At 62.1% G+C, this 23,401-nt stretch carries 20 protein-coding genes and 1 pseudogene; 15 read left to right on the forward strand and 6 right to left on the reverse strand.

Features of this window, described 5'->3' with window-relative positions:
* Positions 1–43 precede the first annotated feature (43 nt).
* Together AB6809_RS14260 and AB6809_RS14265 are read left to right on the forward strand one after the other, a co-directional pair.
* Positions 44–871 (forward strand): fumarylacetoacetate hydrolase family protein, encoded by an 828-nt coding sequence (locus AB6809_RS14260; RefSeq protein WP_035569482.1) that lies wholly within the window; start codon positions 44–46, stop codon positions 869–871.
* A 63-nt stretch (positions 872–934) separates the two neighbouring features.
* Positions 935–1,696, forward strand: coding sequence for an NAD(P)(+) transhydrogenase (Re/Si-specific) subunit beta (locus AB6809_RS14265; RefSeq protein ID WP_029966514.1), 762 nt, complete (start codon positions 935–937; stop codon positions 1,694–1,696).
* Between the two features lie 65 nt (positions 1,697–1,761).
* On the opposite strand, the gene AB6809_RS14270 is transcribed toward AB6809_RS14265, so the two are convergent.
* Both AB6809_RS14270 and AB6809_RS14275 read right to left on the reverse strand, forming a co-directional pair.
* Entirely contained in the window at positions 1,762–2,070 is a 309-nt protein-coding gene (locus AB6809_RS14270; RefSeq protein WP_006049170.1) for a hypothetical protein, read from the reverse strand.
* Positions 2,071–2,166: 96 nt separating this feature from the next.
* Complete coding sequence (locus AB6809_RS14275; protein WP_006049171.1) at positions 2,167–3,114, reverse strand: LysR family transcriptional regulator; 948 nt, start codon at positions 3,112–3,114, stop codon at positions 2,167–2,169.
* A gap of 362 nt (positions 3,115–3,476) precedes the next feature.
* Here AB6809_RS14275 and oxlT point away from each other — a divergent pair, with 362 nt between their 5' ends.
* The 3 genes from oxlT (at position 3,477) to AB6809_RS14290 (ending at position 7,439) form a co-directional block, all read left to right on the forward strand.
* Positions 3,477–4,829 (forward strand): oxalate/formate MFS antiporter, encoded by a 1,353-nt coding sequence (gene oxlT, locus AB6809_RS14280; protein ID WP_006049172.1) that lies wholly within the window; start codon positions 3,477–3,479, stop codon positions 4,827–4,829.
* A 45-nt stretch (positions 4,830–4,874) separates the two neighbouring features.
* Positions 4,875–5,900 carry a LysR family transcriptional regulator gene (locus AB6809_RS14285; protein WP_029966512.1) on the forward strand — a complete coding sequence of 342 codons (1,026 nt, stop codon included), beginning with the start codon at positions 4,875–4,877 and terminating at the stop codon, positions 5,898–5,900.
* Between the two features lie 87 nt (positions 5,901–5,987).
* Positions 5,988–7,439 carry an aldehyde dehydrogenase family protein gene (locus AB6809_RS14290; protein ID WP_371026846.1) on the forward strand — a complete coding sequence of 484 codons (1,452 nt, stop codon included), beginning with the start codon at positions 5,988–5,990 and terminating at the stop codon, positions 7,437–7,439.
* A gap of 106 nt (positions 7,440–7,545) precedes the next feature.
* Here the strand turns inward: AB6809_RS14290 and AB6809_RS14295 are convergent, their stop codons facing one another.
* Positions 7,546–8,523, reverse strand: coding sequence for a 2-dehydropantoate 2-reductase (locus AB6809_RS14295; RefSeq protein ID WP_006049175.1), 978 nt, complete (start codon positions 8,521–8,523; stop codon positions 7,546–7,548).
* A gap of 441 nt (positions 8,524–8,964) precedes the next feature.
* Here AB6809_RS14295 and AB6809_RS14300 point away from each other — a divergent pair, with 441 nt between their 5' ends.
* Complete coding sequence (locus AB6809_RS14300; RefSeq protein ID WP_051153857.1) at positions 8,965–10,377, forward strand: undecaprenyl-phosphate glucose phosphotransferase; 1,413 nt, start codon at positions 8,965–8,967, stop codon at positions 10,375–10,377.
* Here AB6809_RS14300 and AB6809_RS14305 read toward each other — a convergent pair.
* Positions 10,374–10,613 carry a hypothetical protein gene (locus AB6809_RS14305; protein ID WP_307261053.1) on the reverse strand — a complete coding sequence of 80 codons (240 nt, stop codon included), beginning with the start codon at positions 10,611–10,613 and terminating at the stop codon, positions 10,374–10,376. The genes AB6809_RS14300 and AB6809_RS14305 overlap by 4 nt on opposite strands.
* Here AB6809_RS14305 and AB6809_RS14310 point away from each other — a divergent pair.
* The 9 genes and pseudogenes from AB6809_RS14310 to AB6809_RS14350 all read left to right on the forward strand — a co-directional run bounded on the left by AB6809_RS14310 (position 10,513) and on the right by AB6809_RS14350 (position 21,773).
* Positions 10,513–11,631, forward strand: coding sequence for a polysaccharide biosynthesis/export family protein (locus AB6809_RS14310; protein ID WP_371026860.1), 1,119 nt, complete (start codon positions 10,513–10,515; stop codon positions 11,629–11,631). The two genes, AB6809_RS14305 and AB6809_RS14310, sit on opposite strands and share 101 nt — an antisense overlap.
* 49 nt (positions 11,632–11,680) lie before the next feature.
* On the forward strand, positions 11,681–13,354 hold the full coding sequence (locus AB6809_RS14315; RefSeq protein WP_371026847.1) for a hypothetical protein: 1,674 nt from the start codon (positions 11,681–11,683) through the stop codon (positions 13,352–13,354).
* 55 nt (positions 13,355–13,409) lie between these two features.
* Positions 13,410–13,904, forward strand: coding sequence for a low molecular weight phosphotyrosine protein phosphatase (locus AB6809_RS14320; RefSeq protein WP_307258728.1), 495 nt, complete (start codon positions 13,410–13,412; stop codon positions 13,902–13,904).
* Positions 13,901–16,165 carry a polysaccharide biosynthesis tyrosine autokinase gene (locus AB6809_RS14325; protein WP_029966500.1) on the forward strand — a complete coding sequence of 755 codons (2,265 nt, stop codon included), beginning with the start codon at positions 13,901–13,903 and terminating at the stop codon, positions 16,163–16,165. Before AB6809_RS14320 ends, AB6809_RS14325 begins: the two co-directional genes overlap by 4 nt.
* The gene (locus AB6809_RS14330) at positions 16,162–18,315 is read left to right on the forward strand and encodes a glycosyltransferase (RefSeq protein ID WP_029966497.1); all 2,154 of its coding nucleotides are present in this window, start codon (positions 16,162–16,164) and stop codon (positions 18,313–18,315) included. Before AB6809_RS14325 ends, AB6809_RS14330 begins: the two co-directional genes overlap by 4 nt.
* Before the next feature lie 49 nt (positions 18,316–18,364).
* Positions 18,365–19,405 carry an EpsG family protein gene (locus tag AB6809_RS14335; RefSeq protein ID WP_310401127.1) on the forward strand — a complete coding sequence of 347 codons (1,041 nt, stop codon included), beginning with the start codon at positions 18,365–18,367 and terminating at the stop codon, positions 19,403–19,405.
* Between the two features lie 62 nt (positions 19,406–19,467).
* Positions 19,468–19,899: pseudogene (locus AB6809_RS14340) on the forward strand (glycosyltransferase); the annotation flags it as partial.
* A 3-nt stretch (positions 19,900–19,902) separates the two neighbouring features.
* Positions 19,903–20,574, forward strand: a complete 672-nt coding sequence (locus tag AB6809_RS14345) for a glycosyltransferase (RefSeq protein WP_371026861.1) — start codon at positions 19,903–19,905, stop codon at positions 20,572–20,574.
* Entirely contained in the window at positions 20,571–21,773 is a 1,203-nt protein-coding gene (locus tag AB6809_RS14350; protein ID WP_029966492.1) for a polysaccharide pyruvyl transferase family protein, read from the forward strand. The genes AB6809_RS14345 and AB6809_RS14350 overlap by 4 nt, the downstream gene beginning before the upstream one ends.
* Positions 21,774–21,882: 109 nt before the next feature.
* Here AB6809_RS14350 and AB6809_RS14355 read toward each other — a convergent pair whose 3' ends face one another.
* Both AB6809_RS14355 and AB6809_RS14360 read right to left on the reverse strand, forming a co-directional pair.
* Positions 21,883–22,503, reverse strand: a complete 621-nt coding sequence (locus AB6809_RS14355) for a LysE family translocator (protein WP_029966490.1) — start codon at positions 22,501–22,503, stop codon at positions 21,883–21,885.
* A gap of 181 nt (positions 22,504–22,684) precedes the next feature.
* Positions 22,685–23,230 (reverse strand): hypothetical protein, encoded by a 546-nt coding sequence (locus AB6809_RS14360; RefSeq protein WP_006049186.1) that lies wholly within the window; start codon positions 23,228–23,230, stop codon positions 22,685–22,687.
* Positions 23,231–23,401 lie beyond the last annotated feature (171 nt).

The following is a 23,401-nucleotide window of genomic DNA, read 5'->3' on the forward strand; positions in this document are numbered from 1 at the left end:
AACTCGCGAAGAAGATCGTGCCGAAGCGCTCAAGGAGCGGCGTATGGATACGTGGATGCGTTTCATGTCCAGCGACGGCGGTGTGGTGTTCGGCCGCGTCGAAGGTGCTTATCTGCACGAGTACGAAAGTCTCGATCAACCGGTGCCGACCGGCGCTGTGTTATCGACGCGCGCGCTGACGCCGCTCGCGCCTTGCGCGCCTGGCAAGATCGTCGCGCTGTGGAATAACTTTCACGCGCTTGCCGCGAAGCTCGACAAGCCGGTGCCCGCGCATCCGCTTTTTCTGCTGAAGCCGGCGGGCTCGGTGATCGGCTCGGGCGAGCCGATCCGGCGGCCCGTGAGCTACGCGGGCAAGATCGTCTATGAAGGCGAACTCGGCATTGTGATTGGCCGGCGCTGCCGCGATGCGAACGTCGAAGAGGCTGCTCAAGCGATCTTCGGTTACACGCTTGTCAACGACGTGACCGCGGCCGATCTGCTCAACGATAATCCGCATTTTCCGCAATGGTGCCGCGCGAAAGGCTTCGATACGTTCTGTTGTATCGGACCGGCAATCGTCTCCGGTTTCGACTGGCAAAGCGCGCATCTCGTGACGATGCTCGACGACATCGAGCGGCAAAACTATCCGCTGTCCGACATGGTGTTTTCGCCGGCCGAGCAGGTGAGCCTCATTTCGCAGGATCTCACGCTGGAGCCGGGTGATGTGATTGCGTGCGGTACGTCGGTGGGAGTCGGGTCGATCAAGGATGGCGCGACGGTGTCCATTTCTATCGATGGAATCGGCACGCTGCGCAATACGTTGCAAGCCGCGGTACGCGAAGCGCCGGGGCCGGGCGTTACTGCAACAGGCGTTACGGCGGGACTCGTTTGAAGAACGATCGGTCGATCCGCGGGCCACAAGTCCGCGGGTTGCAACAACACGGAAGGAGCGCGCGTGCCGCAAGCGTCGGATAGTACCGTGTGGCTTGGAATGCTCGTCTCGCTGACGGCTGCGTGTGCTGCATTGCTTGCCTGCGCGCTCGGCCCAATGCTTGCCGGTGCATCCGTCGTGCGCCGTCGCAATCTCACACGACGACCCGCGCTCGCCGCGTTGCTCGCGAGCGGCATGGGTTTATCCGTCGTATCCGTCGGCGTCGCGCGTTATCTGTCGCCAGGAAACCAGGCCAATCTCGCGATTCCCGAGCGGATCGAACTCTATGCGGCGGTGTTCGCCGGCGCGTTGATCTTCGCGGCATCGGCGATCGCATTCTGCAAACTGCGCGGCCTGTTGCCGCTTCGCGTGACGGCGCGTCGCGGGCACGACATCGTCAATGCGGTCGCACTGCTGTTATGCGGATGGCTCGGCTATGGCTTCGTCACCGAAGCGGCGCAGCCGTTCGGGCTCACCGCGTTGCTCGCGATGAGCGCGCTGGCTTCGTCGATCGGTGTGCATGTGATGATGAGCCGCGAGTATTCGAAGAAGCACGCGAAAACGCATGCGAAAACGCACGCGTATGGCGCTCGCGCCGACATGCCAATGAAGTGGCGAGAAGACGCAGAAGAAGTCAGCCCAATGCGCGGCATGGTGCGCGCGGCAGCATACCGTCACGGCCGACGCTGGCATAACAGCGACAGCAACGGCAGCAGGCAACGGGACATTCAGGCATGCGCGGCACGGCGCCTGTCCAACCGATCCACGGTAAGCCGACATCCATGAACGCGAGCCCGATCAATCAAGCAACTGCCGCGATAAAAGGCGGGAACGTATTCCCGCCCATCCGCTCACTCACCCAGAGCCGCGAATTCACTAAAGTACTGCGCCTTCTTTTGCAGGATCAGTTGCGCGAGAAAGTCCGGATCATAAGCGCGATGCAGATGGGCATGAAACCGCTCGATGTATGCGGTAATCCGCGCGGCCTCGCTATTGAATTCGCTCAGCACGTCGAGCGTGGCGTGGTCCCAGCGAAAGCGCAGGCCGAGGTCGCTGAACGCCGCGTTATAGGCGCTCAGATGCGGGTCGTTGGAATGATCGGCGGAAGCGCGCGCAGTGGTGCGTGCGCTGGCATGAGTCGCAACCGAAGCGTGGTTCATGATCGGCCTCCTGGGCTGTCAAGTGATGAAACTAGCTTGCAGCATAGAAGTACCGAACGATTTGCAATAGTTAAAGTTTTATTGGATCTCCATAGCCTATTGCTTATAGACGCTCAATTCCTTCACACGAGTGATCTTCTCGATGAGGTTCGCGCCTTCCTCCATCAGGAAGCGCTTGAACGCTACCGCAACCGGCGGCAGGCGCTTGTTCTTGCGATGAACCACATACCAGTTGAGCATCACAGGAAAGCTCTCGACGTCGAGCACCACGAGATGGCCCAGTTGCAACTCGAGGCTGATCGTATGCGCAGACAAAAACGCGATGCCCATGCCGGCAATCACCGCCTGTTTGATCGTCTCGGTGCTTTTGATCTCCATCGCAATCTTCAGATTCGACAGTCGGCCCGCAAAACCTTCTTCCATCGAATTCCACGTGTCCGAGCCGCGCTCGCGCACGATGAACGCCTCGTTCGCCAACTGGCTGATCTTGATGTTGCGCTTGTGCGCGAGCGGATGCGTGGGCGCGGCCACGATGACATACGGATGAGGCGCGAACGGCTCGTTAGTGGCGTCCATCTCGTGCGGCGGGCGCACCATTACCGCGAGGTCCGTCTGATTGGTCGCGAGCTGATGCAACAACTCCTCGCGATTGTGGACGGCGAGGTTCAGCACAACGCCCGCATAGCGCCGCGTGAATTCGGCGAGCAGCCGCGGAAAGAAGTAGTCGCCTGCGCTGATCACCGCCACATTCAGCTTGCCGCCGGAGACGCCCTTCAACTGGCTCATCGCTTCGTCGACTTCGTGGAACTGCTGAATGATCGCGCGGCTGTAGTGCAGCATTTCAGTGCCGGCCGGCGTGAGGTAGATCTTTTTGCCGAGCTGTTCGAAGAGCGGCAGCCCCGCGTGCTCCTCCAACTGACGAACCTGCGTGGAGACGGCAGGCTGTGTGAGATGCAGTTCCTCGGCGGCGCGCGAAAAGCTCAAGTGGCGCGCCACGGTCTCGAACACCTTCAATTGACGCAGCGTGGCATTGCGCATCGTCATGACCGATGTATAAGCAAATGTGAATCAACATAATAACAAACTTTAATTATTAGTAATTCAGCAATGACCCTAGCATGGGTTTGTAAACAAGGCGAAGCTGCCACGGAACACTCGGGTTAACGCTTGGATTTCAGGCGTGGCGGGACCAGGCGGCAGATTGGCGGAAAACAACAAAACGGATTAGTCGGAATTAAGAACTTCCAAAAGGCGATGAATAAAGCGCTTTTTAAAGGAAGCGCTTTAAAGACTCAAATATTAAACATTCCCGGATTGCAAGGCTTTCCGGGTCATAACGATAAGGTGGGACACATACAGCACGGCGCTTTGGCCGGCTGCACTAAATAATTGCGGAGACAAGGCACATGGACGACATCACTCAACAGACCGCGGCCCGCGTATTCTGGGCGAACCGTTGGTGGCAACTCGTCATCGGCATGGTGTGCATGGCGTTGGTGGCGAATTTGCAGTACGCATGGACGCTCTTCGTCGCACCGATGGACGCGCGGCATCACTGGGGCCAGGCCTCGATTCAACTGGCGTTTGCCATCTTCATTCTCACTGAAACCTGGCTCGTGCCGCTCGAGGGCTGGCTCGTCGACAAGTTCGGTCCACGGCCCGTGGTGGCAGGCGGCGCGGTATGCGCGGGCCTCGCGTGGGTGATGAATTCGTATGCGACCACCTTGCCCATGCTCTACACGTCCGCGGTGATCGCGGGTATCGGCGCGGGCGGCGTGTATGGAACATGCGTCGGCAACGCGTTGAAATGGTTTCCCGACCGGCGCGGTCTGGCCGCGGGTCTCACGGCCGCGGGCTTCGGCGCGGGCGCGGCAGTCACCGTGATTCCGATTGCAAACATGATCACGCGCTCGGGCTATGAGCACACGTTCTTCTTCTTCGGTATCTTGCAGGGCGTCGCGATTCTGCTGCTCGCGATGCTGCTGGTGAAACCGGTGTTGAGTAAGCACACGCCGGCGAAGAGAAAGTTCTCCGTGTCGAAGGTCGATCTCACGCCGGGCCAGATGATCAAGACGCCGGTGTTCTGGGTGATCTACGTGTCGTTCGTCGCAGTCGCAGCCGGCGGCTTGATGGCCACTGCGCAGATCGGCCCAATCGCGAAAGACTGGGGCCTCGCGCGCATTCCGATGACGATCTTCGGCGTCACGCTGCCGCTTCTCACAGCCACGCTTTCCATCGACAACGTCTGCAACGGCTTCACGCGTCCGCTGTGCGGTTTCATCTCCGACAAGATCGGCCGTGAAAACACGATGTTCATGATCTTCATTGGAGAAGGACTCGCGTTGCTCGGCATGATGGAGTACGGCACGAACCCGTATGCGTTCATGACGTTCGCCGCGTTGATCTTCCTGTTCTGGGGCGAAATCTTCTCGATCTTCCCGGCGATTTGCGCCGACACCTTCGGCAGCAAGTATGCGGCGGCGAACGCCGGCACGTTGTACACCGCGAAGGGCACGGCCTCGCTGCTGGTGCCGATTGCATCGGTGCTGTCGGCAACCGGCGGATGGAGCCTCGTGTTCACGGTGTCCGCGGTGATCACGATTGCCGCGGGCGTGTCCGCGAAGTTCATCCTCGCGCCGATGCGCTCGCGCTGGATCCACTCGCAGGACGAGCCGTCGCCAGGCGTGCTGGCCGTCGCCGGTAACGGGAACGGCAAGGCCTCGCGTCTTAGCCACTGGCCCGAGCAAACCGGCGAATAGGAACAATAGGAACAGGCCGGCAAGCCGCGCGCCGGCCACTACGTCATGAACGTTTCGTTGCAGCAACTCAAGGTGTTTGTCGCCGTCGCGCGTGAACGCAGCTTCACGCGCGCGGCGCGCGAACTCGATCTGACGCAGTCCGCAGTGAGCCGTTGCGTGCGTGAACTGGAAGACGCGGTCGATCTGAAACTGTTCGACCGCACGACGCGCCAGGTTCAACTGACGCATGCAGGCGCGAGCCTTGAAAGAAGAATCGGCCGCCTGCTCGATGAAATCGATCTGACGTTGCGCGAAGAGCGCGGTGCTTACGAAGGCCATCGCGGTGTGGTCGCGCTGGCGAGCAATCCGGTGTTGTCGTCCAGTTGGGTCGCCCAGGGGCTCGCGCGCTGCGCGTCCGCATTCCCCGAACTGCTCGTTACCGTCGAAGACCAGGCGCAAAGCGGTGTGCTCGCGAGCGTCGAGCACGGCGAGGTGGATTTCGGCGTGGTCTCGCTGGCCGAGCCGCTCGTCAGCGATCAATTGCATGCGCAAGTCGTTTTCACGACGCCGCTCCATGCGGTGATGCCGCCAACTCATCCGCTTGCCCGACACGCGAGCGTCGCCTGGGATGCGTTGCACGACTGGGCGCTCGTCACGCTGAACGCCGACGCCGGCGTGCGCGCGGCGCTCGATCGCGCGTTCAGTGCGAACGGTTTGAAGCGGCGTCCGGTGCAGGAATTCGGGCACGTCGCGGCTGTGCTGCGCATGGTCGAACTCGGGCTCGGTGTCGGCGTGCTGCCCGTCGACTCGCATTGGCCCGCCGTGGGCGAATCGCTCGTGAGCCGGCCTCTCGCACCCGAGGCGACATTGACCACGCTGCTCGTGCATCGCCGCAACCGCTCGCTCAGGCCGAATGCCGCGGCTGCGTGGGCGCAGTTTGCCGAGCAGGGCGGGGCGTTGTCGAGCAGCGCGAGCGTCGAGGCGAACCGCGAGGCAAACCCGGAGGCAAATACAAGCCCGGCTTCGCACACAGTCTCCGATTCTTCATGGCCCGTCGCCGCGCGCAGCGGCGCGGCGCTTCACGAGCCGTAGCGCCGCCTGGTCCTTGCGCGCACCGGTCATCCCCGGACCGGTTTGCAGCACTCAGCCACGCAACATCTCAATGCAAGGAGCTTTACGATGGACACTGACACCGACCTCAGGCGCCATGATCTGCTGATCGACGGCAAGCGGTTGCCGCCGGGCACAGGCGAATATTCCGTCGATATCAATCCGGCCACCGAAGAGCCGATCGCGCACGTGGCCCAAGGCAGCGCGGCCGACGTCGACACAGCGGTTATCGCAGCGCGCGCCGCTTTGAAAGTGTGGAACGGCATCAAGGCGGCGGAGCGCGGCCGCATTCTTGGCCGCCTCGCCGGCCTGATGCGCGCGAATCTCGACGAGCTCGCCGCGCTCGAAAGCCTCGACGCCGGCAAGCCGATTGCCGCTGTCATGCGCCAGGACGTTCCGGCCGCGATCGACACGCTCGAGTACTACGCCGGCTGGTGCGACAAGATCAACGGCCAGGTCGTGCCGGTTCGCCCGGACGCGTTGACCTATACGATCCGCGAACCGGTCGGCGTGGTCGCGGCCATCGTGCCGTGGAATTTCCCGTTGATGATCGGCATGTGGAAAATCGCGCCCGCGCTCGCGTGCGGTTGCACGCTGATCGTCAAGCCCGCGGAGATCACGCCGCTCAGCGCGTTGCGTATCGGCGAACTCGCGCTCGAAGCGGGCCTACCGCCGGGAGTCCTGAATATCGTCACCGGCAAGGGACGCGTGGTCGGCGACGCGCTCGTTGCACATCCGGGCGTGGACAAGGTGACGTTTACCGGCTCGCCTTCGGTCGGACGCGGCATTCTGCAAGGCGCGGCGAGCAACTTCAAGCGCGTGACGCTCGAACTCGGCGGCAAATCGGCGAACCTGATTTTTGCCGATGCGAATCTCGACAACGCAGTGCGAGCCGCTGCGTCGGGCATCTTCTTCAACACGGGCCAGGTGTGCTCGGCGGGCTCGCGCATTCTCGCGCATCGCGATGTCTATGACGAAGTGGTCGACCGGCTCGCCGCGCGAGCGAAGTCGATCAAGGTCGGCGATCCGTCGCTGCGCGAAACGTCGATGGGCCCGCTCATCTCCGCCGCGCAAATGAAGACCGTGCTCGGTTATGTCGATGCAGGGCGATCGGAAGGCGCGTCGCTCGTGACGGGCGGGGCGCGGGTCGGCGAACGCGGCTTCTTTGTGGAGCCGACGGTATTCGCCAACGTCGAACACGAAATGCGAATCTCGCAGGAGGAGATCTTCGGACCGGTGGCAAGCGTGATCCGTTTCGACGACGAAGCCGACGCGACCCGTATTGCCAACGGCACGTTGTATAGCCTCGCGGCCGGCGTGTGGAGCGCGGACATTGGCCGCGTGCATCGCGTGGCGAGAGACCTGCGGGCAGGCACCGTCTGGATCAACACGTATGGCTACACTGACGTGCGCCTGCCGTGGGGCGGTTCCGGCGATTCGGGTTTCGGCCGCGAACACGGCGACGTCGCGATTGAAAACTTCACCGAGCCGAAGGCGGTCTGGCTCGCGATCGACCAGTAGCGATAGCGGTAATAACGGCGCAATAAAAAAGGATCGGACGGCGTCCGATCCTTTTCCACCTACCATCATCCAGCCACGACGGCCAACGCGATAAACGCAAACGCGCTCACGCGCCCTGCAAGGCCATGCGCTCGCGCAACTTGACGAGCGCGAGTACGACGTCGATGGTCGGCGTCGGTTCGTTGACGAGCCGCCCCATTTCCTGCACGACGGTCAGCAGCGGATCGATTTCCATCGGCCGCCGGTTTTCCAGATCGACGAGCGTCGACGTTTTATGCGCGCCGACCGCGCCCGCGCCGTCAATCCGCTTTTCGACATCCACGCGAAAGTGCACGCCGAACTGATCCGCGATGCGCTTCGCTTCGAGCATCATCGTGCGCGAGACGGCGCGCGTGCCGGGGTCGCTCGTGAGCACGTCGAGCGTCGCGTGCGTCAGTGCGCTGATCGGGTTGAAGCACAGATTGCCCCACAGTTTCAGCCAGATTTCATCGCGGATGTTGTCGCGAATCGGCGCCTCGAAACCCGCGGCCTGCATGATCTCGTGGAATTGCTGAATGCGCGGCGTGCGCTCGCCGCTCGGCTCGCCGATCGGAAACTTCTTGCCGTACACATGCTTGATGACGCCAGGCTCGACGATCTCCGCGGCCGGGTAGAGCACGCAGCCGATCGCGCGTTCGGGGCCGAGCTTCGTCCATTGACTGCCGTCCGGATCGACGCTCGCGAGGCGCGTGCCCGCGAATTTGCCGCCGTGCTGATAGAAGTACCAATACGGAATGCCGTTCACGCCGGTCACGATGGCCGTGTGCTTGCCGAGCAGCGGCTGCATCGAGTCGACCACGCCGGGCAGCGAGTGCGCCTTCAACGTGATGATGACGACGTCCTGGACGCCTAGCTCGCGCGGATCGGACGTGCAGCGGACCGGCGCGCTCACCGTCTCGCCGTCCATGATCAGACGCGCGCCGTGCTCGCGCATTGCTGCGAGATGCGCGCCGCGCGCGATGAAACTGACGTCGGCGCCGGCGCGTGCAAGCTGCACGCCCATCAAGCCGCCTATCGCTCCCGCTCCGAAGATGCAGATCTTCATGATGCCGCTCCTGTGACTATGAGAAGTCGCTTGCCCATGCCGCGCGTCGCCGGACACGACGGAGGGTCACTGATTGAGCATAGGGGCGCGGCGTCAATACAGATAGTTAAAGTTTCTCGCGCTTTGCATAAGCGATCGCTTATAGCCGCCGCATGCGAGGCGCGGCCATCCCATCTTCGCGCCGCTCAGACGCCTCGGCTCGTCCGATGTCTATCTAGCTGACAAATAGCCGCCCGGCTTAGGAAATTTCTGGTCCCTGAGCATTCAGCGTAAGGGCAGAATGCGCCCTCACTCAAGAAGTGACGCATCCGTCCATTCCCAGATAGCTCTTGTTGAGACTAACCCCATGGTGTCCGTATTTGTGCCCAGACGTACTGGTATGTCCGGTGATGGCGACTGCGCGGTTTCGCGATGTCGTCGCGCCGGCCGTTAGGCACAGTCATGCGTACGGTGTTTCGTCAAACGATGGGCCGCGAATCCGTCGATATGGAAAGCGCTCTCGCGCGCCTGCTGGATGTGCTCATGATCGCGATGGCGGCGGCGCTTGCGCGCCTGTTGCCGGCTGGAGAGGGGCATCCGATCCTCGAGGGCGCATTCGTTGCGCTGGACATGGCGCTCGCCATGATGCTGCTGCCGTGGTTCGGCGTGTATGAATCGTGGCGCGGGCGTTCGAAACTGCATCTGACGCTGAACGTCGTCGCGGGCTGGATCGTGGTGCAACTGTGCGGGCTCGCGATGATGTTTCTGCTTCATCGCGCGGGGCTGCTGTCCAGAATCTGGTGCGTGCGATGGACCCTCATCACCGCGGTGCTGCTCGTCGCCTCGCGTCTGTTGATCCACGCGATGCTTGGCCGCATCAGACGAGCCGGACGCAATCTGCGGATGGTGGCGGTGGTCGGCAGCGGCGCGCATCGCGATGGCGTGCTCGCGAGCATCGCGGCTTCGACCGATTCCGGTTTTCGCGCCGTTGCGACGTTCGATCCGCTGCACGGCGAAACGGTCGCGGAGCCGGGCCTGTCGTCGTTCTCGGAGTTGCGCGACTTCGCAAACTGGGTGCGCCGTGAGCGAACCGAAGAAGTGTGGCTTGCGATGCCGATGTCGCAAGAGCACGCGGTGCTGCGCATCGTCGAGGAATTCAGCGGCGACCTCGTGAACCTGCGCTTCATTCCCGATGTGCGCGCTCTCGCCATGTTCGATCGCAACGTGGTCGAGCTGGTGGGGCTGCCCGCGATCAACCTGATGGCGTCGCCGATGACGCCTCATGCACTGATGCAAAAGGCGCTGTTCGACCGCGTATTTGCCGCGGCGGCTTTGCTTGCGCTGTCGCCGGTGATGTTGCTCGTCGCGGCCGCGATCAAGCTGACGTCGCGAGGCCCGGTGCTGTTCTCGCAGCGCCGCATGGGCGCCGACGGCAACGTGTTTCGCATCTACAAGTTTCGCTCGATGCGCGTTCACACGCAGCAGAACGGCGTGGTTCATCAGGCGACCCGGCTGGACCCGCGCATCACGCGCGTCGGCGCGTTCCTGCGACGCACGAGTCTCGATGAACTGCCGCAGTTTTTCAACGTGCTGCGCGGGCAGATGTCGGTGGTCGGTCCGCGCCCTCACGCGATCGAGCACGACGACCAGTACCGGACGATCGTCGATGGCTATATCCATCGTTACCGGATCAAGCCTGGTATTACCGGGTGGGCGCAGGTGAACGGCTTTCGCGGCGAGACGGATCGCGTCGAGAAGATGCAGGCGCGCGTCGAACACGACCTTTATTACCTGCGCAACTGGTCGTTCGCGCTGGATATGCGGATTGTCGCGGCGACGGTGGTGAGGGGGTTGGTGAATCGGAATGCTTATTAAACGGCATTTCGATGGAAGGGTGCAGCCCAACGAACACGAATCATGACTGCCGCGATGCAGTCGACAAGGGCGGCGCTGTGGCGCGCCCGCTTGAACAGGTTGAGTACGATGTCAGTTGCAGTTTTGTCCCAGCCGATGTATCGGCTCGGTGCCTTGATGACCGTGATCGCGTTGCTGACCACCGGATGCGCGGTGGCGCCCGGTATGCGGATGGAGGAATCGGCCGCATTGCCCATGACCAGCGGCAGCGACCAGACGCCGGGCGAGCAGTTGCCCGTGCCAGTCACCGAAGTGACCCTGGCTTCGCTCGATCAAATGGAAGGCGAGGTCGAGCATCGTAGCGACGCAAGCGTCGAAGCGCTTCTCGGGCACGCGACGGCCTATACGGTCGGCGCTGGCGATGTGCTGCAAATCACTGTCTGGGACCATCCGGAATTAGCGGCCGCATCCGGCTCACCTTCGCCTGCGGCGGCGCGCGCGTTCGATCCGCCGCCCGGATTCATCATCGACGATACCGGCAGCCTGCGATTCCCGTTTGCCGGCAATATCCACGTCCAGGGCATGACGGTCGCAGAAGTTCAACGCAAGCTTGCCGTGGAACTCGGCAAGTCGTTTCGCGATCCTCAAGTGACGGTTCGCATGGCGTCGTTCCGCGCGAAGCAGGTCTACGTGGATGGCGAGCTCCGGCAGGCCGGCGCGCAAGCGGTCAACGATATTCCGACGACGCTGTACGACGCCATCAGCCATGCCGGCGGCTTCAGCCCTGCTGCGGATCAGAGCCGCATCACGCTGACTCGCGACGGCAAGTCGTACGACATAAACTTCGTCCGCATGTTGCAGCGTGGTGTGAGTCCTTCGAGGCTGATGCTGCGTGCAGGCGACCTGGTTCGCGTGCCCGCGAGGGATGAAAGCGGCGTGTTCGTGATGGGTGAAGTCGCCAAGCCCGTCACGGCAGTGCCGCTGCGCAACGGTCGCATGACGCTGAGCGACGCACTCTCGCAGGCGGGCAGCATCAGTTCCGCGACCGCGGATGCCGGGAATCTCTATGTCATTCGCGGACGCGGCACGGACGCGCGCATTTTTCATCTCGATGCCGCTTCGCCGGTCTCGATGGTCCTCGCCAACCGCTTCGAACTCGAACCGAAAGACATCGTTTATGTCGACGGCAACGGACTCGTTCGCTTCAGCCGTGTGCTGAGTCTGCTGTTGCCGGCCATCAACGCGGGGCTCACCGCGGGGCTGGTGGCGAAGTGATCCTGAGACTGCGCTTTGTGCTGGCTGGATGCGTGCGGGAAGCGGCACGATGAACCGCCGCTCCGCAATCGGACTATCGGCCGGGATGGCAGTGCTCGGCGCGTCCGCGGTCTCGCCTGGGTGGGGCGAGCCGCAACCGGACGAGTCTGCAGGTGGCTTTCGCTGGCTGCATGATTTTGCGCGGAAGGGCAAGGGCACGAGCGACGACACGGGCACGCTGCAGCGCGCGATCGACTTTGTGCGCGATCTCGGCCTACGCACGAAAGACACCTCCTGCGTGCCGAGCCTGCTGATTCCCGCCGGCCGATATGTCCTGACCGACACCATCGACACCTTGCCGTGGATCAAGCTGCGTTCAGTGGGCAGCGTTCTGCTCGACTTCTCGACGATGCCGGTGGGTCGCGACGGCCTGACGTGCAGAAACGAAACGATGCTTCCGTCGACCGAATTGCGCTTCCCCGGCAACCGTTCGCCATTCCTCGATGGAGCGGGAGGCACGATTTCGATCCTCGGCCCCGGCGTGGCACGCACGGAAGGGCGGGGCATCGTGATGGGCAATCGGCAGCCCTCGTTTTCGGGTGAGGTACGAGACGCGGGTGGCCGCAACGTTGTGATCACCGGATGGCGCGGAGCGCTCGCGATCGATCCCATCAATACCTATCTGAGTGCATGGCATTCGTGCCGGTTCGAGCAGAACCGCGAACATGGTATTTGCGTCGCATCCGCCGATGGAAAGAGCGTCAACAGCGGTGAGCGGATGACCTTCGTCGATTGCACGTTTTCCGGTTCCGCGCGAGCCATTGCAATCGACGCCGACAGCATGGATTTCGTTTTCGACGCGTGTTCGTTCGACTTCAATGGCGACGTCGTGCATTTCGGGCCCCATGCGAGTTTCGGTACGGTCGCTTTCAATCACTGCCACATAGAAAGTATCGACGGCTTGCTGGTCGATGCCACGCAGGCGGGCAAACATCTTCGCACGGTATTCCGCGATTCGATCGTGCTGCCGAGGCACTGGAAGCGTAAGGACTTGAGCAACACACCTCGTCAACTGGTGGCGGGTAAAGCGAAGTTCTCCGCTTCCGGCGTCGAGTGGCGATTCGAATCTCCCGCTCAAGGCAGCCTGACGGCTTTGATCGGTGACGAAGTGCCCGTCGAGTCAGTGTCGGCGATGACCTTCCAGCAAGTCCACGCGCTGCCCTGGCGAGGAAGCGTGATCAATGCCGACAGTCTTTTCGAACTGGACACTCCCGGCACACCGGTAGGCGCGCTCACCCATTGGAGCGCATCGGTGACCGCAGGTGCCGAACTCGCAGGAAGCATTGTGGTTGCGGGTCCGGCTGCGGATGCCACTGCGGCTACGCAGAGCAGCGCATCGGCGAAACGAAAGCAGGCTCTCCACGTGAGCTTGCCTGATGCAGGCAACGCGCGGTTCTCCGTGGCGACGCGAGCCGCTTTCCCGGTTGTACCGGGCGACGTCCTCAACGTGGCCTGCAGCGCAGCGACGACAGGTGTAACGGGCCGCGTGAAATTCGCGTTCCGCTTCGATGCCGCGCCGGGCGTTCCATTGAGCACAAGCGAATCGCAAAGCGCCGCGCATGAACTGCCGACCGCGCAAGCAACCGTTCCAGCGGGCGCAACGCAGGCGATGGTCACTGCCGCTTTCATTGGATGGACGGGGCAGTTGCAAATAGATGAACTGGCGGTATGGCGCTCGTCATGACGCCGGTGTGCGAAGTCGAATTCCTCGGCACACCGCAATACAGAACCAAAGACAGATGATCTCCAACGTTTTGACCGTTTGCCAAGGCAACGTATGCCGCAGCCCTATGGCTGCGGCTCTTTTACAGCAGAAGATCGAGGGCGTGTACGTACATTCCTGCGGACTTGCGGCGATGGTCGGGCAACCGGCGGCGAGCAACGCCGTCGCGGTGCTTTCAGAAGTCGGCGTCGATATGCGGGAACACCGCGCAAGGCAGTTGACCTGGCAACTGGCAAGCCGGGCAGATCTGATTCTTACGATGACCGCGCGGCAGAAGCAAACCATTGAGTCGCTTTTTCCCGTGATGTGCGGCCGCATATTCCCGGTGCGCGGCTTCGACCACATGGATATCGACGACCCCATGGGCTTGTCCCTATCGGCGTTTCGCCAGTGCAGGGAGAGCTTGACGGTGGGTATCGACTACTGGGTAGAGCGGCTAGGCAAATTCAACGTGCGGTCCGCTGATCGTCATCGCGATGACGCGGCCCACGTCAAGGGGGTGGCACAGTGAACCAGTCCCACGCTTGGCACGAACCCGCCAACGCGGATAAGGATTTCGATCTCGCGGCGATTCTCGATGTGTTCCTGCTTTACCGGCACATGATGCTGTGGATCTTCGGCACGCTGTGTGTTCTCGGCCTTGCCGCGGTGCTGCTTTCCGATCCGCAGTACGAGGCGGACATGGTGACTCAGGTCGATGAGAGCAGCAGTGCGAGTACTGCGTCGTCGCTGCTGGGTCAGGACCTTTCGTCGATGCTCGAGGTCAAGTCTTCCGCCGATACGGAGATGCAGGTGCTGCGGTCGCGGCTCGTCGTGGCTGCGGTCGTCGACGAGTTGGGCCTGTACATCGAAGCCGAGCCAGTTCGCTTCCCACTCGTCGGCCGGGCGATCGCACGCGCCAGCAAGGGATTATCGCGCCCCGGTTTGCTGGGCATGGGCGGCTATACGTGGGGTGAAGAGCGCGCGGACGTCGAACGCTTCGACACGCCCAGCGCACTGATCGGATCGGCGTACTCGTTGACCGTTGCTGACGCGGGCGCGTACCGGCTCTCCGGACCTGGGTTGAAGCAGGATGTGGTCGGCCGGCTCGGCGCAACCGAAACCTTCATGACCGATGACGGTCCGCTGACGTTGTGCGTCGGCGCGTTGCATGCTGCGGTTGGTGCCCGCTTCAAGCTCACGCGGCAATCGCGCCTCGAGACGATCGGCAAGCTGCAGGACAGCCTCTCGATCAGCGAACAAGGAAAGGATTCCAACGTGCTGCGCGTGAAGTTGCGCGGCGCCGATCCGTTACGGATCACCGAGGTGCTCAACCATCTCGCACAACACTACCTGGAGCAGAACGAGGCGCGCAAAGCCGAGCAGGCCGCGCGGTCGCTCGCGTTCCTGCGCGGCCAGGTGCCTGGCTTGCGCGACAGACTGGACAGCGCAGAAAAAGCCTATGCGGTAATCCGCAGCAAGTTTGGATCGGTGGACCTTGAAGGCGAAGCCAAAAAAGTACTGCAACTAGCGGCCGACAATGAGATACAGGTCGCCACGCTGCAGCAGAAGAAAGCCGAAGCGTTGACGCGTTTCGCGCCGACCAACCCGACCGTGATGGCTCTCGATAGACAGCTAGCAGTTCTGCAATCGCAGTCGAGTGGACTCAATCAACAGATCGACGGCCTGCCGGAGATGCAGCGCCAGGTGGTGAAAGCGGAGCGCGACGTCAAGATCAGCAACGATCTATACGTGGGCTTGCTGAACAACATCGAACAACTGCAGATTCTGCAAGTGGGACGGGTCGGCAACGTCCGCGTTCTCGACGAGGCGTTGTTGCCCTACCGCCCGGTTCGCTTCTGGCGTTTTCTGCTGTGCCTCGCGGTCATTGCCGTCGCGTTACTTGCAGCGGTCGGCGCCGCGTTCATTCGCGACCTTCTGTTCCATGGGATTGCGGATTCCCGCGAACTGGCGGAGCGCACAGGTCTCGATGTGCTCTCCGTGGTGCCGGTGGCACGCAGGGGCGGATTCCATTGGTCTGGATACTTCGGTCCGGAACCGCGTCCGCGGCGTCCGCTTGCTTTTATCGACCCAGCAGATCCGGCAATCGAAAGTTTGCGCAGTCTGCGCACTGCGCTGCAGTTTTCATTGTCCGATGGCGGCGGTAACGTCGTGATGTTCACCGGGCCGTCGCCGAATGTGGGCAAATCGTTTATCGCGTCCAACGTCGCCGCGGTCGTGGCCCGCACTGGCAAACGTGTGCTGTTGGTCGACGGCGACCTGAGACGCTGCGGACTCACTCGCGCATACGGCTGCATTTCGGCAGTCGGACTGTCCGACGTGATCGCCGACATGGGCAAACTGGACGCGTCGATCCGCAAGCTGGAGCGCTCGACGCTCGACTTCCTGCCGGCTGGCGCGATGCCGCCGAATGCGGCCGACCACCTCGGTAGTGAACGCACAGGCGATCTTTTCAAGGCGTTGTCCGCGCGCTACGACCTCGTGGTCGTCGACACCGCGCCGCTGTTGCCGGTGCCCGATGCGGCGATTCTCGCGCCATATTCAAACGGCAACATCTTCCTGGTCGCTCGCGCCTCGGTCACGAAGGCTGCGGAAATGGAAGAGTGCATGCGCCGCTTGCAGCATGTGGGCGTTGCGGTGAAGGGCGTTGTGCTCAACGGAATCGATCGTCATGCAGGGCGCTTCCGCAATGGCACCACCTATGGCACGTACCGCTACGGGCGCTCACGAGATGAAGATGCCCGTCCGATGATGGACGGAGCGCAAGAATGAATTCGCGCATCCGTGACGCTCGCGCTGCGTCGGTGCTGCTGGTCAGCGCGTCGATGTCGGCGGGCCTGGCGTTCGCCGTGCAGGCAGTGCTTGCGCGGTCTCTGTCGCCGGCGGACTACGGGCGGTTCGCTGCTGCGCTCGCTGTCGTGACTATCGTTGCGCCGGCGGTCGGGTTCGGCGTGCCGTCGTTCTGGCTCAAAGCGTACGGCAGCGAGGGTTGGTCCGCGAGTCGATGGATGGAAGCATCCGTGCGTTTCGTCACCCGCAGCGCGCTGGTGTGTCTTCTCGCTGCCGCCTTGTGGGCATGGCTAGGCACTCCTGATGCGCAGACCGGTGCACTGCTGTTATTCATGCTGCCGGCGGTGCTGACGCAAGGCGCAATCGAGATCGCCTCGGTGAAGTTGCAACTGGAGGAAAAATTCGGCCGGGTTGCAATGTGGCAAGGACTACAGCATGCCGGACGTCTCATGTTGCTTCTGGTGTGCTGGCGGTTGGGCGCAAGCAGCCTGATTGTCGCGGCCGGCTTTGGCTGTATTGCCGTCATCGTGACGCTCGGCGCATGGCAGTCCGTCTCGGCGCTGCGAAGCGGCGCGGTGCACCTGATCGGGCATGGACCAAAACTCGCGGAACGATTTTCGCGCGAAGGACTGCCGACGCCGCCCGTCATGGAACTGTGGCGCAACGCGCTGCCCTTCGGTGTATCCGGCCTGCTGTTTTATGCGTACGGCCAAAGCGGCCTGGTTATCGTCTCGCACCTGGGCGAACCTCAGGACGTCGGCGCATACAGCGTCGCGTTGACGATTGTTAGCGCGCTTTATCTGTTGCCGACGGTTCTGTTCCAGAAACTGCTCATGCCGCGTCTTCATCGATGGGCCGCATCGGGCGACGAACGTCTCGAGCTGATGTATCGGGAAGGCGGCAGATGGATGTTCGTCTCGGGTCTCGCATTGGGTGCCATTGCGGCGCTGCTCGCGCCGGTCGCCATCCCGCTGGTGTTTGGCAGGCAATACGGGCAAGCGGTGCAAGTGGTCGTCATCATGGCACTGAGCACGCCGTTCAGATTTTTAACGGTCTGTGCGTCGTCCGTGATGACGACCCGCAACCTGGTCCGCGTGCGCAACTGGTGCGCCGCCGCCGCACTGCTATTCAGCGTGGTCGCTGGACTCATCGGCGTGCTCGTCGCGGGCACTGTCGGCGCAGCCGCCGCTTCGGTGATGGGCGAAGTGGTGTGGGCGGTGCTGTCCGTGCTGTGCGCTCGCCACTTCCTGTTCCGCGAACGGCAGCAGCCGATATCCGGCATCGACGCGCGGCCAGATGCCCGCAGCATGTCGCCAATGCCTCCGGAACAGATTCCGGTGTGCGTAATCATTCCGTGCTTTAACTGCCGCGACACGATCGGGCGTGCGGTTCAGTCTGTCTTCGAGCAAACGTGTCGTCCGCAGCAGTTGATTCTCGTCGACGATTGCAGCACGGATGGCACGCGCGAATTGCTTCGCGAATTGGCGCAGATTTATCCGCGCAATTGGCTTCGCGTACTTCTGCAGCCGCGCAACGCGGGGCCGGGTGCGGCGCGTAACGCCGGATGGTCCGCGACGACGCTGCCGTACATCGCGTTCCTCGACTCGGATGACAGCTGGCATCCGGCGAAAATGGCGACGCAATACAAGTGGATGCGCGCGCATCCCGAGGTGGCGATAACCGGGCATCCCGTGGCGCAACTCGAAGCCGGCGGTCTGCCGGCGTCTCAACCGTGGCCGGCTCTTATCGCGCCGCGCTGCGTATCGCGGCGACGCGTTCTGTTCTCGAACCGCTTCACGCCCTCGAGCATTTTGATGCGCGCGGACGTCGGCGCACGTTTCGATGAAAACAAGCGCCACGCCGAAGACTATTTCATGTTGCTGGAAGTGGTGCTCGTGGAGGGAGGCGAGGCCTATCTGTTCCCTTTCGCGCTTTCGTACATTTACAAGGCGCAGTTCGGCGCGCAAACCGGACTGAGCGCCCAGCTCCTGAAAATCCAGAAAGGCGAGCAGGACAACTACCTGCGCTTGCGCCGTCGACGAGTGATCGGTCCTGGTGAATGGCTGTGCTTTTCTGCGTTGAGCGGCGCGAAATATCTGCGGCGCTGCCTGCTGTCACGGAGGTTTGCGTGAGACGCATAGCGGCGATTCCCGCAACACGACAAGCGGGGTGGTGCGGCTCATGACGTACTACCTTGTGCCGTTGCTGTTCTTCTATCTCGGCGTCGCGCTGTGCGTTGCGTACGGTGGAACCAGCACCGCTGTCATTGTGACGTGTGCGCTGCCGATGGTCGCGCTCGCGGTCTTGCGCGGCCATTGCGGCACCGACACGGCCGCCTACTACCAGGCGTTCGCCGATCTGGGCCAGGGAAACGGCTATGGCGGCGAGCCGCTGTTCAATGCGTATGCGAGGCTTCTCTGGGCTATCGAGCCCGACCCGCGCTTCGTCGTCAACAGCGTGTCGATGACAACCGCGCTGCTGTTGCTCTGGTCCATTTCACGCAGTCGTCATGGCATCTGGTTCGGCGGCCTCGTGCTCGTGCCCGGCATGTTCTATGAGCTGACCATGAACGTGATGCGATTCGGCCTTGCGGCTTCGATCTTTCTGCTGGCCACGCGCTTCTCGCCGCAGCGAAAGCCGCTTCGGTATTTCATCTTCGCGGTGGTCGGGACGTGTGTGCATTTCTCATCGGCATTGCTGTTCCTGCTCTTTGTCGCGACCACGCGGCGCGGGCACACGGTCATGTTCGCCGGTGCGGCGTTAGCTGTCGCCGGCGGGTCGTTGCTGGTCCCAGGCTACCTCGCCGACAAGACGAGTCTTTACACCGGCATCGAAGCGCCCAATGCAACGTCTGGATTGCTGTTCCTGTTGATCCAGTTGCTCATGCTGGGCGTGATGGTCATGCATCGGCGGCAGTTCGCGATTCCACCCGTCGGCTGGATGATTTTTGCCGTGCTGGCAGCGGCGCTTTACGGCATGACACAGGTCACGTATGCGGGCATCCGCTTCCAGCTGATTCTCGTCTATCTGATGCTGGTTGTGCTTTGGCGTCAGTTTGCTCCGCCGACGGGGCGGATGAACACAAGGTTGGCGGCGTGGCTGTTCGCCATCGGTCTCATCGCACTCGCGGGACGAATCCACAACATGAGCGATGAAGAAGGCCGTGGCGCATCGCCATTCCTGCCTTATCGCGCAGCGCCAGAATTGCAGAATATGGAGTAGTGATCTTGCGGCAAAAAATCGTACACGTAACAGAAGCGCTGGGTGGCGGCGTGCTGCATTGCGTGGTTCTTCTAGCTAATCGTCAGGCCGCTGCGGGCGATGACGTCGTTGTGCTCCATTCCGTGCGCAAAGATACGCCGCTTAACGCAACGCTGAATAAGTTGTTCGATCCGCGCGTGCGTCGCCGGGTCGTGGAAATGCAAACTGCCATAGGAGTTCGCGACCTCTCGAGTCTGGGCAGGCTTTTCGTCGAGCTGTTTCGGGAGCGGCCCGACATTGTTCATCTCCACTCGTCGAGGGCGGCGGCGCTAGGCCGCATCGCCACGCGGTTGCTCGGACTAAGCGGGTGCACGATCTATTCGCCGCACGGGTTTGCGTTTCTGAAAGAGGACACGTCTGCGTTAAAGGCAAAGCTGTTCCTGTTAATCGAACGGACGCTGCATGCAATGGGCGGGCACATCGTTGCATGCTCAAAAAGCGAATGGCGTTACGCGCGAATGTTGCTTTCGAATCCGCAACGCACGAGCCTTGTCGAGAACGCGGTGAAGCTCGATGACTTCGGGGCCGACACCACGAGACAAACTCGCGAGCAGGTCGTCGTATGCACGTCGGCGCGCGTTACCTACCAGAAGGCGCCGTGGCGATTCACGCAACTTGCCCAACGTCTCGCGCGAACATCCAACGTCCGTGCTGTGTGGTATGGCGATGGCGAAGCGGAAGCGATTGATCGCTGGATCGATCGTGAGGTTGTTGAGTTGAGTGGATGGATTGCCGCGCCGGAATTGAGGCGAGCGCTTCAGCAATGCGACATCTTCGTTTTGCCTTCGCTATGGGAGGGCATGCCGATTGCGCTGATAGAGGCGCAGGCGGCGGGGCTGCCGGCGGTCGCCAGTCGCATCGTCGGCAATCGGGATGTCATCGTCCACGGCGTGACCGGCTTCCTCGCAAGCAACGATGCGGAGCTCGAGCATTACACGCGTCGATTGATCGACGACCCGCAATTGCGCGAACGAATGGGCACGGCGGCGGCGAAGCATGCGCTTGCCCGGTTCGGCGACGCCCGATTGTTTCGCTCCTACGTCGGCATTTACCGGCGTCTGCTGTCGCCAGTGCATGCTCATCATTCGCCGGCCCTGACTCGCGCACTTTCAATAGAGGTCTTGAAATGAACGAGTTCGACGTAGCGGCGCCGGCCGCCGCGCCATCGAATGGGTGCAATAAGGGCGGACCTGGCCGCAGCACAGCTCGCACATCGGGTAGCCGCACGACCCGCATTGCTTTCTTCGGATTCTATGGAAGGCGCAACTTCGGCGACGACCTGTTCGGATATCTGTTGCAGTCCATATCGCTTCGGGCACGAGGCATCGAGCCGTTGATCGTGGGCGCTTCACCGGCGCAAGAGTTGACGCACTCGTTCCATCTGCCGGGGGCACGTGGCCTCTGGATGCGAAGAGGCGGAGTCGGTGCCGCGGTACGCTCGGTCACTTATGTTGCAGCGATGTTGTCTGCGCGGGCGGCCATTTTCGGTGGAGGCTCGCTATTTGGTGCTAACGCTTCGCTGTCCTTTGCGAAGCTGATCGTTCGTTTGGGCCGGCGGCTCAGCAAGCCGGTCGCAGCGCTTGGCGTTTCGGTCGGACCGTTTGCATCGGCAGAGCGGCGAAGCGCATTCGAGGCTGTCCTTCGCGACATACCATACGTGGCCGTGCGCGATGAAGCGTCGGTTCGCCTCGTCGCCGAAGTGACAGGATCGGCGCCCGTCAATCTCAGGGATCTTGCTTTTGCGTTGCCTGCGATCTACACGCCAAAGCGCAGACCGTCTGATAGACGAACGCTGATCGTGTCCATTCACCTGCGCCAATATACTGACGCGGTGCTTGCGATACTTGCGTACGTCGACAGTCAGCGGCTTGTCGATGAAGTGCTATTTGTCTCGCTGGACGAAGAAAGTGTTGCGGTGACAGGAGACATCGCTCGCCTGTTCTCGCCGTCGAACGTTTCGGTGGAGCGTTTTCGATACGGGGACTCGATCACAGCGGTCGTGGATCTACTCGCCGCAGGGGCCTGTGTCGTTACTTCGAAACTGCACGGCGCGATCGTCAGCTTTGTGTATGACGTTCCAACAATGCTGTTCTGCTACCAGCCAAAGTGTGCGGAATTCCTGCGCGACAATGCATTACCGGGTCCGCATGAGCCGCTGCCGGTCGAGGACGTCTGCGTCGATCATGTCGCCCGGCTTCTTACGCGAGAGACGACAAAAGCGCGCTATGGCGACGCCGAGTGGTATCGCGACCGGTTCACTGATTTCATCGCAGACGTCGGCAATGGCGGACACGCGCGGTTGCCGCTTTCCGACGAGGTCGTGGGATAGGCTAGGCGCATCCGGCTGCCGTGATCCGGCAATTCGATCCGGAATGTAGTTATGTCGGAACACGGTCGCCGTTGGCCGTGTTTCTTCCGACCCGCACCTCAACGCCGCCCTAACCCCGCCTAACCATCAAAAACCCCACCCCCATCGCAGCCAGAAACCCGCCACAGCATCGGTTAAACCACCGCCTCACCCGTGCGCGCACCAGCCACTTGCCGAGATACATGCCGGCCCACGAATAGAGCGCGATCGCCACGCATTCGAGCACGAGAAAACTCGCGCCGAGCACGGCGAATTGCGGCAGCATCGGCTTCGCGATGTCGACGAATTGCGGCAAAAATGCGGTGAACACGAGGATCGCCTTCGGATTGCCGGCGGCCACGAGAAACTCGCGCCGCGCGACGGTCGCGAGCGATGCGCACTGTTCCTGCGTGGTGTCGATGGCAGGCGCGTCGCTGCGCCAGAGTTGAATGGCAAGCCAGATCAGGTACGCGGCGCCGGCCAGTTTGATCGCGAGAAAGAACCACGCCGACGCATGCAGCACGACCGCGAGGCCGGTCGCGGCCAGCACGATCATCGCCGCGAACGCGACGAGCCGTCCCGCGCCGCCGAGGAACGCCGTCATGAAGCCGTGCCGCGCGGCGACGTTGATCGATAGAAGATTGTTCGGCCCAGGCGCGAGATTGATCGCGAAGCAGGCGGGAAGAAAAAAGAGCCAGGCGGTAGTGGACATGGAGCCTCGCGGAGTGAGTGCTCATGGGCGCCGGCGCGGTTGGCGCGGCACGCACAAGAGCGCAGCAAAAAAGCAGCGGCATGCGCTGCTTCCGATTGTAGCGAAACAGGCGGCGCGCCTCTCCTGGTATCTCCGCTACCGTGCGTTGCACAGTAAAACGTACACGTCTACGTCGCGTCCGCTAGTTCACCGCGTTGATGAACCCGGCGTCCTTCACCAATGCGTCGACGCTGAGCTTGACCGTGTCCTCGATCGCAACGGTGTTGCTGGTGAATTTCGGCGACTTCCGTTTGACGGTCTTGGTGGTCGAGAACACGACCTTGTGCGTGACGGCGTCGGTCACGACATAGCGCATCTGGAGAGTCCAGAGCGCCGGCGTGCGAACGTCGTCGACGCTGAATTTTTCGATGCTGCCGCTCAGCAGTTTGCGCCTGTCGTCGAGATGAAAGCCCACCACCTTCAGGCGGCTCGCCACACTCTCGCGCACGGTCTCGCTGATGTCGTTCTTCAGCACGACCACGGTCATCGCCGTATTTTCGATGCGGTTCGGCGACACGCGGCCATCGACAGCCGGCATGTAGGCGAAGTCGCGCGCGGGCGCGACGCTGAGCCAACCCGTGGACGAAGCGGCGGCGCGCGGCGCACTATGACTGTTGAGACCGAACCACGACCATGAGCAGGCCGACAGCATCAAAGGCAGCGCGACAGCGCCGCAGCCCTTGAGCATTGTGATTCGTATAGACGCTGACGGGCGCGCAAGATGCGGCACAAGCGAACGATGCCGCGCCGATTCGGGCGCTGCGTGGGGACAAGCGGCGGTCGAGATCAGAGGAGTGGCCCTTTAAGTGGTGGCACGTGCTGGCGGTACATTCATACGCCGTTCGAGAACAGCATGGTA

The sequence above is a fragment of the Paraburkholderia sp. RCC_158 genome (genome assembly GCF_041355255.1).
Taxonomy (GTDB): Bacteria; Pseudomonadota; Gammaproteobacteria; order Burkholderiales; family Burkholderiaceae; genus Paraburkholderia; species Paraburkholderia graminis.